This window comes from Vibrio gigantis (genome assembly GCF_024347515.1).
In the GTDB taxonomy this organism is placed as follows: Bacteria; Pseudomonadota; Gammaproteobacteria; order Enterobacterales; family Vibrionaceae; genus Vibrio; species Vibrio gigantis.
The window spans coordinates 1,014,807-1,027,037 of sequence record NZ_AP025493.1 but is presented as its reverse complement, the minus strand read 5'-3'; the positions used below and the strand labels follow the sequence as shown (position 1 = coordinate 1,027,037).

The window sequence follows — 12,231 nt, the reverse complement described above, 5'->3', positions numbered from 1 at the left end:
ATTACGCTTGAGCTTTTTCTACTTGAGTCTGCTCTGATGGGGTTCCATCGGGTTTGTTGTCGATATTAATTTCTTTAATCTCGCCGTTTGGTTCACGGAAGAAATACATAAAGATAACGAGAATGATGGCGATCATGATGGCGCCGAAGCCCCACATACCTGCCCAATCAAATGTCAGACCATTCTGCGGTTCGTCGTAAGCAAACATCTTTTCCATTAACACGCCACCTAAGCGGTAACCCAGCAAGCTACCAATACCTTGGCAACCTAATGTGATAAGGCCTTGAGCGGCGGTTCGCATGTGAGCCGGTGCTTTTTTGTCGACATAGATGTAGGCCGTTACGAAGTAGAAGTCATAGCTCACACCGTGTAATAGGATGCCTGCGAATAGCAGCGAGTAGAGGTACCAAGTGTCTGCGCTTCCGTAGACGAAGAAACCGTAACGAACAGCCGCAGTAAAGAGACCAAGTAGTAATACCTTCTTAATACCAAAGCGTTTGGTGAAGAAAGGTAATGCCAGCATAAAGAAGATTTCAGAGAACTGACCAAGCGTCATCCAACCTGTCGCATTGCTCATGCCTACTTCAGTTAGGTAGCCGTTAGCGAAGATGTAATAGAACGCCAGAGGCATGCTGAACATGAAAGAACAAACGAAGAATGCTAAGAAGTTTTTGTCTTTCAGTAACACGATTGCGTCTAGGCCAAGCATTACTTTAAGGCTTAATTTACCGGTACTTTTTGGCGGAGTATCTGGCAGAGTCAGAGCGAAGATACCGAGTGCAGCCGAAGCAAGAGCCGTAAGAATAAGTGGGATATTACTTGATGAGATATCACCGTAACCTAGCCACCCAGGTAAGAAACCAATCGCGATACCAGAAGCAATCCAACCAATAGTACCCATAACACGGATACGCGGGAAGTCACGCTCTACGTCTTCTACGTTAGAGAAAGCAATGCTGTTGGTCAGTGCAATCGTCGGCATGTAAGTTAACGAGTAAAGCAAAAGTAGTGGGAAGAAGGTGGCGAACTCGGTTTGCTGAGCCGCTAAGTACATCAAACCTGCACCCGCTATCAACATCACAGAAAGTACTTTCTGAGCAGCGAAGAATCGGTCGGTGATTGATCCAACCAAGATCGGTGAAATGATCGCAGCGATCGCGGTACATGCGTAAGACCATGCGATCTCTGTTGGCGTAAAGCCATTGGTATTGAGTATTTGCCACAAGGGAACAAACCATGCTCCCCAGATAAACCATTCAATGAACATCATTGAAGACAGTTTGAAGTTATTCGATTTCATTTATTATGTCCTTTAGTACTGTAGGGTACGCGAATGATGGTATTTCAAAAGATAATACCAATACAATACCATTGAGGTTGTTTTGTGATCTAATTATCAGATGTATCAGCAACGCAGTTACTTTATATGATCATAGAACATGGTGTTTTGAGCTGGTGCTGAGATCTAAATATGACGAGTTGTTTATCTAAATTATTGTTTCTAAATACGTTGTTTGAAGGTCTCTGACGATGTGTGTCGATAAGGAGGAAGGAATAACGTGGGTAGGGAAATTAGGCATAAAAAAAGAGCAGCCAACGCTGCTCTTTCTGGTCTTAGTTTGGGTCTATTACTCAGTGAATAGTTAACCCATAAACCAAGAGATAAAAATTAATGCACCAAAGCCGAATGTTGCGATAAGTGCTGTATCGCCTCCAGCTGCCGTATAGCTGCCTTCGGTTTGTAGGTGAGGGAAATCCGGTCTGCGAACCTTAACCACCATTGCGAGTGGGCCCCAAATAGCTAAGAACACCAGCACCATGCCTGCATAGTCCAGCATGCTTACAAATTGGCTGGCGAATAGCTCTGCTAATACCAAAGGCAAAATGAAGGTCAACGCATAAGCCAACGCTTTGTTGTTGGTAACGGCATCTTTATTTTGGTCGTAAAGTGCCATGGACACACCAAGGAAAGAGGTCACCAAGGCTAATGCTGAGAACAGCGCAATCACGACTTTCAACCAAGCAGACTGTCCGCTAAACGCCGAGATCAGCTCTGAAATGTTATGGAACTGACTGATAGCGTCTGTTCCAAGGTTACCGATAATCGCAAATAACCAAGTTAGGTAGCAGACCAATGGGATTACGGAGCCTAAAAGAATCATATTGCGGATCTGCTTTTGTGTTGCTTCTCGGTTGTAGATAACCAGTGACGGGATCACCACCATAGAGGCAAAGCTGGTAAAGATAACCGCACTGTATTGAACGACATCGTTGGCTGTGTAGTTGCTAGTTTGAGTTAGGTAATCCAAACGAATGTTGCTAAATAGAGAAGCAATCACAATAAACAGCATGACCACCATCAAGATGAACAGTCCGCGATTCAGTTTGTCGATGTAGGATTTACCCGACACTACAATTACACCCATTAATAGGCTGAAGATCGTATAGGCAACAGATGCAGATACGTCTACGCCAACATCGAGTAGTAGTTTGTGAATGATGTCACCAACGCCCAAGATATAAGCGATGAGCATGCATACCAACAGCAGGTAGAAGAGTGCATTGATAAAATGTTTACCTTTGCTGCCCAAAGTCAGGTAAGCAACACTGCTCATGCCACTGTTGTCTTTGGTTTTGGTGCAGGCTTCTGCGAGTAGCAGTGCTGAGTATGTGGTGCCAACAAAAATCAGCAGCATCAGCACAGAGCTGATCAAAAAGCCGAACTGAGCTAAAACCATTGGGATGGCCAACATGCCAGCCCCTAGTGCAGTTCCTGAAAGGATTAGGGAACTACCGAATAATTTCATATTCAAAAAAACAACCTCTAGCGATCCAAATAATTTTTCTTTGGATTGTAAATAATTGTTTCCAAGACTAACAAAATACTCATTAGAGTTAGGGATTAAATTCTAATAATTTTTGAAATTTTCTAAAAAAATTGCAAAGGCATTTGTCGAGGTTATGATTTGTTGGTTGTTTTATCTATCTTGTGATTGCATTTATCGGTCGATTAACGTTTATAAATTGCTTGGCAATTCAAGTTCGAGCGGATTCCACCATAAAATAGAGCATGAATATTTGTAGAATTGGCCTCGATTTGTGCTTATCTGATTAATCTTAGCTCTCTCACTTTATCTTGAATGAGGTTTTGGACGAGTTGCGTCAGAAACTGAATTCGAGGGTGGTTCGCGTCGCGTTTTAAAGTCACCATGTCGATATCAAAGTCAGGGATATCAATCGGCGGGTCGCATAACACCAAGTCATCGTCAATTAACTCAGAACGACCGACCATCTCGGCCATTACAGCCAACAGATTTCTTCCTGAAAGCATCCTGCGAATCGTTAGAAAACGGGTCGTCCCAAGTACTACATTTCGTTTTACTCCCATTTTTTCCAATGTGCCGTCGACTTGGCTGGTTAACTCTTGATTCGCCGTAATGATCATTTGCGGTGTGTTTAAGTAGGTGTCTAGCGGAATTGGAAGTTTGGTATTCAATACCTTGTTATCAAAGGTACACAGGTGCTTTTCTCGGTAAAGAAAGGTGGTGTTGAGGTGGTTCGGTAGCTCCTGAAATACGCCAATGCATAAGTCAGTATCTTGATCTTCGAGTAACGTTACGCAATTTGCACTGTCGACAGGCTTGAGCAGAACCTTACTTTGAGGAGCAAGTTTCTGAAGTGTGTCGAAAATGTCTGGGCCAAAGATCTGCTCTGCATAGTCACTGACGCCAATGATGAACTGACCTGTGTAGTTTTGTGGCTCAAATTGCTCAGCAGGTAAAATATCTTGCGTGAAAATCGACAAAATTTGCTGAACTTTGGGGGCGACTTCATGTGCTCTCACGGTCGGCTGCATTTTATTGCCTTGCCTTTCAAACAGAGGGTCACCCAATAACTCACGGAGCCGCTTGAGGTTATAACTGGTGGCAGGCTGCCCCAAGTGCAGTTCTTTTGAGGCTGCGGAAACACTCTTTAAACGAAAAAGTGCATCAAAAGTCAGCAGTAGGTTGAGGTCGATTCCACGCCAATTAAGATCTTTCACAGTAATACTCGCATCTGGTAGAGGTAACACAAAAGAATCTAGGTTATCAAGGTGACTAATAATTTGGATTGATTTGTTCAATTTTATCGATGTTGGTCAGCAAAATATACTCAACTTAATCAAGAAATCCTAGCCAACTTAAGGGACAAGTGGATGTTGAGTGACAAATTGAAAGGTTTTTTAAAACAACTGGGCGCATTGTCGATTAGGCGCTTCTCAACAAACAGTGAGCATATTGAGTCTCAGGATGTGTTTGTTTGCCGCGAAGGGGCTGCTCATGACAGCCATCGTTATATTGAAAGTGCGATTGCGAATGGGGCGGTTGCCATTATTGCAACAAAACCTGTTTCAGCATCGGTGCCTGTGTTGGTGACTGGAAGTCATTACCAAAGCTTGTTGCTTATTAAGGCTTTTTATCGATACCCACATAAGAAGATTAATCACATCGGTATTACCGGAACAAATGGAAAAACGACGGTTGCTCATGGTTTGAATCAGATCCTCAAGCACAAGCAACGGAGCGCCTACATTGGAACGCTCGGTGTGGAGTTCGCGGGTAAGAAACAAGATCTGAGTAATACCACACCAGATGGTGTCACTCTGTTGAATTTATTTAAGGATATGGCTGAAGCACAGGTCACGGATAACGTTATGGAGTTAAGCAGTCATGCATTGGTGCAAGACAGAGCTGGATTTGTACCGTTGTCTGTTGGGGTGATCACCAATATTGGCCGTGACCACCTTGATTATCACAGAACGGTTGATGGCTATGTTCAGGCGAAACTTCAGATTTTAGATCGTATTCAACCCAATGGTTTTGCGGTGATCAACCTAGATGATGCGCACGCCAATGTTGCGATAGAGCGAGCAAGCAGCCGAGTTAATGTTGTGACATTCTCAATGCACAATCCAGAGGCGGATATTTATGTTGAACAACTGAAGGTTGAGCAATTTGGCGCTACTTTTATACTCAATAATCAAGGTAGAAAGGAGCCTGTTTTTAGCCAACTTCCCTTTCAGTTTAATGTCGAGAATGCCTTAGCGATGGCAGCAACCCTGTTGACATTGAAGTGGTCGTTATCGGACATCGCAAACGCGCTGAATGGTGTTGTTGCACCTGACGGGCGTTCAAAGTATCTATCGCTAGACAATGGTGCTTTAGCTTTAGTGGATTATGCACATAACTTTGATGGCCTTTCGGCTCTTTACCAAGGCATTCACTCTCAGTTAGCTAAGCGAGTGATAACGGTCGTCGGTGTGACGGGTGACCGAATTCGGGATGCAGCTGACATTGGGAAGTTATGCGCTACCCATTCTGATGTTGTTATTTTCACCTCAGACAACCCACTTGGCGAAATGCAGGAGGATATTTTCCGTGCATTAACTTCGCAAGTGAGTAGTACGCTTTGCTACGAAATCAGTGACCGCCATGAGGCGATTCAGGTTGCCAAGCAATTGAGTCGCAGTGGTGACCTTATCTTAGTGTGTGGCAAAGGCTCGGAAACTCATCAATACATCACGACTAATCAAGTGGGTCGACAATGTTATATCGGCGATGTTGCGGCACTGACTTTGGAGGATATGTTATGAGTCCGGTCTCGGTATTGAAGTTCAGGGTCACCTCATATTTTGCTGTGAAAGCAAAGACTAAAATGAAGGTTAGAGCGAAGCTTCGATGGCGACTAGCCTTGGCTTGCTTAACGTTAGCGGGGATCAGTGCACCAAGCTTGGCGGTGGTCACGCCCAATCCTCCTGAGTTGCCCGCCAAAGGGTATGTTTTGATGGACTTTCAGTCAGGCACCATCATTGTAGAGCAAAACTCACGCGCGATTTTAGCGCCCGCCAGTTTGACGAAGTTGATGACGGCTTATGTGATTGGACAAGAGATTAAGTCCGGTAGATTGACGTGGCAGGATAAAGTCTCGGTCAGTGAAAATGCGTGGTCGGCAAAATTTTCAGAGTCATCCAAGATGTTTATTCAGCCTGGAGACGAGATTTCGGTCTCGAACCTTATGAAAGGGTTAATCATTCAGTCGGGTAATGATGCTTCTGTCGCTTTGGCCGAACACATCGCGGGGAGTGAGCAAGCTTTTGTTAGCCTAATGAACGGTTGGGCGAAATCGCTTGGGCTGCAAGATACTAACTTTGTGAATGCACATGGCTTAGATGGCGAAGGAATCCAAACTTCTCCGCTTGATATGGCGATTTTGATGCGGTCGATCATTAAGGATGTACCAGACGTTTATGCGTTATACCAAGAGCGTCTGTTCAAGTGGAATGAGATCACTCAATACAATCGAAACAAGCTGCTTTGGGATAAGTCCATTAACGTCGATGGTGGCAAAACGGGTTACACCGAAAATGCGGGCTACAGCTTAGTCAGCTCTGCTACGGAAGGTAAGATGCGGTTGATATCGGTCGTGATGGGTACCAATAGCCCGCAAGCACGAACCACGGCTTCAAAGAACCTACTGAGTTATGGATTTCGTTTCTACGATACCAAACAAGTGATGCAGCACAATCAAGTCGAATCTCAGGTGCGAGTGTGGAAGGGGGATATCGAACAAGTTAGTGCCAAGATAGCCGAAGATGCGTACCTGACTATGCCTAGAGGGTTAGTCGATTCGCTGCAAAAATCTGTGGTAATGATTGATCCGCTTATTGCGCCTGTTGAGCAGGGAGCTGAGGTGGGCAAAGTCGTCTGGAAGAGCAACGGTAGTACGGTGGCAAGTTACGCTTTAGTCGCAGATCAAACTGTAGAACAAGGCTCTTGGATGGTGCGACTTTGGGACAGCGTCAAACTTTGGTTCGGTGGGCTATTCTCTGACTTGATGGGTCGGATTGAGGTGAACGAATGATCACTGAAATGAGCACGACGCCAATGTGGCGCAACCGAGACTATATACGCCTGCTGTCTGCGCAGATTATCTCTTTGGTCGGCACGGGCATGAGTTCTATCTGCTTAGCGTTGCTCGCTTATGAACTATCAGGTGATGACGCAGGTATGGTGCTGAGTATCGCTTTCGCTTTGAAGATGTTGGCGTACATTGGATTAGCTCCGGTATTTGGTGCTATCGCACATAAGTTACCGAAAAGACGGACTTTGGTCGCGCTCGATTTGATTAGGGCGTTGCTATTTGTATGTTTGCCGTTTGTCACTGAAGTGTGGGAAGTCTATGTGTTGATGTTTCTCATCAATGCATGTTCTGCGGGGTTTACGCCGTTGTTTCAATCCACGTTGCCGTTGGTGTTGGTGGATAAAACACAGTATGCGAAAGCCCTGTCGTTCAGCCGAATGGCTTACGATCTTGAACAGATCTTTAGCCCAATGCTGACGGCCTTATTGCTGAGCTTAATTGGCTTTAGGCAGCTGTTCATGCTTGATGCCGCTACCTTTTTGCTGTCTGGGTTTTTGATCTTACTGTGCACACTTCCGAATTTGAAAGGAGTAACAGAATCAGCTTATAAAACTCAGAAACTTAGTGTGATGCAAGGGCTGCGTAATTATTTGAATAAACCTAAATTGAGAGCTTTATGGTTTGCGTATCTGGCAGCGGCCAGTGCTTCTGCGATGGTGCTGGTGAATACGGTTATCTATGTGCATGAAGTGCTGCATGGTGACGAAACGCAAACCGCATTAGCGATGATGGTTGTTGGCTTGGGCTCTATGTTGATGGCGCTTCGGTTACCAAAGTGGCTAGAAAATCATTCTCCTCAACATTTCCACTGGATAGGTTTACTGACAATTTGTGGCTCTTTTGTGGTGGGTAGTTTCACGCCTGGTTGGGTCGGCTTTGGAGTAATGTGTTTAGCCATGGGGGGAGGGATGTCTTGTATTCAAACTTCCGCAGGCCTATTGATCACCCAAGCGTGCGAGGGAGAAGACACCGCCCCATATTTTGCAGCGCACTTCTCTTTAACGCATTTCTGGTGGTTGTTCACTTATTTGATCGCGGGGATGAGCGTGAAATTCTTTGGTGTGAGTGCGGGTTATCTCATCATGGGTGGGGTATGTGTCGTGAGTTGTTTGATGTATGCCTCCATCAAAGATGCAGCACTTAGAAATGGTATGTCGTAAATGGAAAGACCTACTGTCGCAGATGCCACTCGCTAGTTTGTCGTTTGGCTCATACTATCCCCACATCAATTATGTGGGGGTGTTATGTATCGTTTTCTGTTTTGTAGTTTTGCGCTTGTTCTTTTATACCCAACAGCGATTGATCTGTATCTTGTTGGGTTACCTCAAATCGCTTCGGATCTGAATGCTTCTGAAGCGCAATTGCATGTCGCGTTTTCAATTTATTTAGCTGGTATGGCAACCACTATGCTGTTTGCTGGTAAGTTCGCCGATACGGTGGGGCGAAAGCCTGTCGCGATTTTCGGCGCTATCGTGTTTACCGCTTCTTCGATGCTGGGGGCGAGTGTCACCAGTGCTGAACCATTTCTCGCAGTACGCTTTTTTCAAGGTGTAGGCGCGGGCTCTTGTTACGTTGTTGCGTTTGCTATTTTGCGAGATGTATTGGACGACCAAAAGCGAGCCAAGGTTTTGTCGATGATGAATGGCATTACCTGTATTGTTCCCGTGTTGGCTCCGGTGATTGGTCACTTAATCATGATGGTATACCCATGGCCGAGCCTGTTTACGACCATGGCGAGTATGGGTGTCGTGGTGGGCGTGTTGTCGGTGTTTGTACTAAAAGAGACTAAACCTAACGTTACAGAGTCAATGGTAATGAAAGTCTCTGTATCTGAGGCATCTCAAGCGACGTCAATCGAAACATTTAAAGAACCGTTGTTCATTAGCCGAGTGATCATGACCAGTTTGGGTGTGACGGCGATTCTGACTTACGTGAATGTCTCTCCAATGTTGATCATGACAGAACTTGGCTTCGACCGTGGTCAGTATTCCTACACCATGGCTCTCACAGCATTTGTGAGTATGTTGGTGTCGTTCTCGGCTCCGTTTGCATTGAACGTGTTTAAGCAGAAAAGCCTGATGCTGACATCTCAAATGTGCTTTGTTATTGCGGCTGTCTTGCTGCTCGCATCGATCGATGGCGGCTTAGGGCATTACGTGACGCTTATTGGTTTTGCCTTCGTATGCGGCGGCTTCTCGTTAGGTTTTGGTGTCGCGATGAGCCAAGCATTGAGTTGTTATTCACAGCGAGCAGGCATGGCCAGTTCAATACTGGGTGTTTCTCAGGTGTGTACTTCGGCACTGTTCATTTGGTTGATGGGTGTTGTTGGGCTAAGTGCATTGAATATGTTGGTATTTATACTGGCTGCTGGTGGAGTTATCAGTATTGCTCTAATACTATGTGTAGGTCCTTCCCAAGTTAAAAGTGATTATGAAGAAGCCACTAGCCCGTCTTGATTTGAATCTGCTGTTCACTCTGCAATTGTTATTACAAGAGCAGAGTGTGTCAAAAGCAGCGAAGAAGCTGAATGTTACCCCTTCAACGGTGAGTAAATCTCTGACGAAGCTACGTGATTGGTTTGATGATCCGCTGTTTGTGAAAACGCCAAGTGGCTTAACAGCAACGCCTCTCGCGTTAACCATGGAAAAAGATTTACAAGATTGGTTGCAGATAGGCAGTCAGATATTGACGACTCGGGGCGACGATACGCCAAAAGACATACGCTTGAATCTCGAGGCTGAATCTCCTTTGTCGCTGATCATGCTTAATGAGTTAACACAAAGTGTGTATCAACGTTACCCAGATGCGAAGATTAAAATGCGTAACTGGGATTACGATTCAATCGACTCCATCGTCCGTGGAGAGTCTGATATCGGATTCTCAGGACGAGAAAGTCACCCTCGCTCAAAAGAGTCTTTAAACGCGTTGCCGTATTTCATTGACTATGAAATTCTGTTTCATGATCTTCCCGTGGTCTACCTAAGAAAAGACCATCCTGCTTTACAAGAAGAGTGGAATCTAGAGGCCTTTCTTAAATACCCTCATATCAATATTGTTTGGGAGAAAAGTGAGAGATGGGCGCTGGATGAGGTGCTCACCGATTTGCAACTAGACCGAAACATTGCCCTTACGCTTGCAGGCTTTGAGCAGTCTCTGTTTATGGCGGCTCAATCCAATCACACTATGACGACAGTTGCGCCCAATTACTGCCGACGCCATGCAGAGCAACTTCACCCCAACCTTACGTGCTTACCTATTCCGTTAGACGAAGAACATGCCAATAAGCTACTGATCCCATTTACTATGATTTGGCACAAACGCAATGCTTATAATCCGCTCGTTTTATGGTTAAAAGAGACACTCAGAGCGCTTTATCAGTTTGAAGGTAAGCAGGTAAAAGACGAGAAAAGTGTCTAAAATTCTGTTGACCTGACTACAGCTTCATAGTTTATCTTTGCTACCGAAATGAGAGGGGAAGTGCATGTATCGTATCTCTGAACTGGCCGAATTAGTTGGGCTGAGTCGTTCTACATTGTTGTACTACGGCAAGCTAGGTTTGATTGAAGCTCAACGTCAGAGCAATGGTTATCGCCTTTATTCTGAAAAGGACCTGCAACGTGTTCGTTTGTTACAGCAATTACAGGCGGGTGGGTTGACGCTTAAAGAGTGCCAAGCCTGTTTAGATGCAAAAATCGAACGTAGTTTGTTGGAAAATAGACTCAAGCAGTTGGATGAAGAGCTACTGCAAAAACAGCGTTCACGAGATCTATTAGCAGCAATGCTAGGCGAAAGCGGATTAGAAGAGTGGCATGAGTCGATGGATAAGCTTGCGCCAGATGCACACCTCGATTGGTTAATTAAGCAGGGCTTTGATGAGAAACAGGCTCTGCGATTGAAGTGGTTATCGAAAGACATGAATGAACATGAACAATATATGGCAGATTTCGGCGCGATCTTTGAGGGACTAGAACGTTTAGGTCCCGGAACGAATGAGGATACGCTTACTGCGCTTTCCCACGTTCCGGAAGCCCCGAAGCGCGTCCTTGAAATTGGTTGCGGTAAAGGTATCGCAACCTCCGTATTAACGAATGCGATGAAAAAACATCAGGCTGAAGTGCAGGTCACTGCGGTAGATAATGATCAACCGTGTTTGGATATTCTAAACCAGCAAGCACGAGAACTTGGTCTCGAAAGCAATATTAAAACCGTGTGTGCAAGCATGATGGATTTACCGTTTGAAGCGAAGTCATTCGACTTAATCTGGTCAGAGGGTAGTGCTTACATCATGGGTGTCCAGAAGGCGCTTAAACAGTGGCGAAAGTTACTTGCCGATGATGGCATATTAGTCGTGAATGATTTGGTCTGGAACACCGAGAGCCCTAACGAATCAGCCCAAGTGTTCTGGCAGAAAGAGTACCCAGATATGACGACGGTTTCTGAGCGCATGAAACAGGCAAAAGCAGCGGGCTATCAAGTCCTGAATGACTTTGCGATGAGTGATGCCGGTTGGCTTGCCTATTATCAGCCTTTGCAAAAGCAAGTTGAAGCGCTGAAAGCGACGATGCCAAACTCAAAAGCGCTCGTAGATTGCGACAATGAAATTAAACAATTCTTCAATAACAGCGAACTAGTGGAAGGATCTCAAGGCTCAGCGAAGCGTGATTTTGATTATCACTTTTTTGTGTTGAAGAAAGTACAGTAAGTGAAGAACACGATGAAATTTAGACAATACGATTCAAGCGAGATCGAAACGATCACTCAGCTTTTTACTCAAACCTTTACCGATTCAGAAGGCGAAAATGAAGGTAAAACCGTGGGTAAGCTCGCTAATGACCTTTTAACTACCACAGATCCAACTGAACTACTTTGCTTTGTCGCAGAAGATGATTTTATTGAATCTGACAGCAAGATTGTGGGTGCGATTATCTTTACTCCATTCACCTTTGATGATGAAACTAAGGCGTATTTGCTTTCTCCAGTAGCGGTCAGTACTCAGGTTCAAAAGCGTGGTATCGGCCAACAACTGATTAACTTTGGCTTACAGATTCTAAAAGAACAGGGTGCCGAGCTTGCTGTGACATACGGTGATCCTAGTTACTATTCAAGAGTGGGCTTTGAGCAAATCACTGTTGAACAGATCCCGGCACCATTCAATTTGAGCTACCCCCACGGTTGGATAGCTCAATCGCTGATTGGCGGTGAGATTAAAGTGGCGAGTGAACAGTCGAGTTGTGTTGAAGCTTTGGCTCACGCTCAATACTGGTAGTCGCT

10 protein-coding genes are annotated in these 12,231 nt (G+C 45.0%); 7 read left to right on the top strand and 3 right to left on the bottom strand.

Annotated features, from left to right (window positions below; translation table 11 throughout):
* Position 1: 1 nt before the first annotated feature.
* From OCV56_RS20695 to OCV56_RS20685, 3 genes are all read right to left on the bottom strand, one after another.
* Positions 2-1,300, bottom strand: coding sequence for a nucleoside permease (locus tag OCV56_RS20695; RefSeq protein WP_086714348.1), 1,299 nt, complete (start codon positions 1,298-1,300; stop codon positions 2-4).
* Positions 1,301-1,643: 343 nt separating this feature from the next.
* Positions 1,644-2,807 (bottom strand): amino acid permease, encoded by a 1,164-nt coding sequence (locus OCV56_RS20690; RefSeq protein WP_086714347.1) that lies wholly within the window; start codon positions 2,805-2,807, stop codon positions 1,644-1,646.
* A gap of 296 nt (positions 2,808-3,103) precedes the next feature.
* On the bottom strand, positions 3,104-4,042 hold the full coding sequence (locus OCV56_RS20685; RefSeq protein ID WP_167373187.1) for a LysR substrate-binding domain-containing protein: 939 nt from the start codon (positions 4,040-4,042) through the stop codon (positions 3,104-3,106).
* Between the two features lie 153 nt (positions 4,043-4,195).
* Between OCV56_RS20685 and OCV56_RS20680 the strand changes: the two genes are divergently transcribed.
* From OCV56_RS20680 to OCV56_RS20650, 7 genes are all read left to right on the top strand, one after another.
* The gene (locus OCV56_RS20680; protein ID WP_086714343.1) at positions 4,196-5,632 is read left to right on the top strand and encodes a Mur ligase family protein; all 1,437 of its coding nucleotides are present in this window, start codon (positions 4,196-4,198) and stop codon (positions 5,630-5,632) included.
* 62 nt (positions 5,633-5,694) lie between these two features.
* A complete protein-coding gene (locus OCV56_RS20675) occupies positions 5,695-6,900 on the top strand; it encodes a D-alanyl-D-alanine carboxypeptidase family protein (protein WP_086714891.1) in 1,206 nt (401 codons plus the stop codon).
* Complete coding sequence (locus tag OCV56_RS20670; RefSeq protein WP_086714341.1) at positions 6,897-8,120, top strand: MFS transporter; 1,224 nt, start codon at positions 6,897-6,899, stop codon at positions 8,118-8,120. The genes OCV56_RS20675 and OCV56_RS20670 overlap by 4 nt, the downstream gene beginning before the upstream one ends.
* An 84-nt stretch (positions 8,121-8,204) precedes the next feature.
* A complete protein-coding gene (locus OCV56_RS20665; protein ID WP_086714339.1) occupies positions 8,205-9,416 on the top strand; it encodes an MFS transporter in 1,212 nt (403 codons plus the stop codon).
* Positions 9,391-10,377: an HTH-type transcriptional regulator YidZ gene (gene yidZ / locus OCV56_RS20660; protein WP_086714337.1), complete on the top strand. Its 987-nt coding sequence runs from the start codon at positions 9,391-9,393 to the stop codon at positions 10,375-10,377. The genes OCV56_RS20665 and yidZ overlap by 26 nt, the downstream gene beginning before the upstream one ends.
* A 64-nt stretch (positions 10,378-10,441) precedes the next feature.
* Entirely contained in the window at positions 10,442-11,662 is a 1,221-nt protein-coding gene (locus tag OCV56_RS20655; protein WP_086714336.1) for a MerR family transcriptional regulator, read from the top strand.
* Positions 11,663-12,226 carry a GNAT family N-acetyltransferase gene (locus tag OCV56_RS20650; protein WP_086714335.1) on the top strand — a complete coding sequence of 188 codons (564 nt, stop codon included), beginning with the start codon at positions 11,663-11,665 and terminating at the stop codon, positions 12,224-12,226.
* Positions 12,227-12,231: the final 5 nt, after the last annotated feature.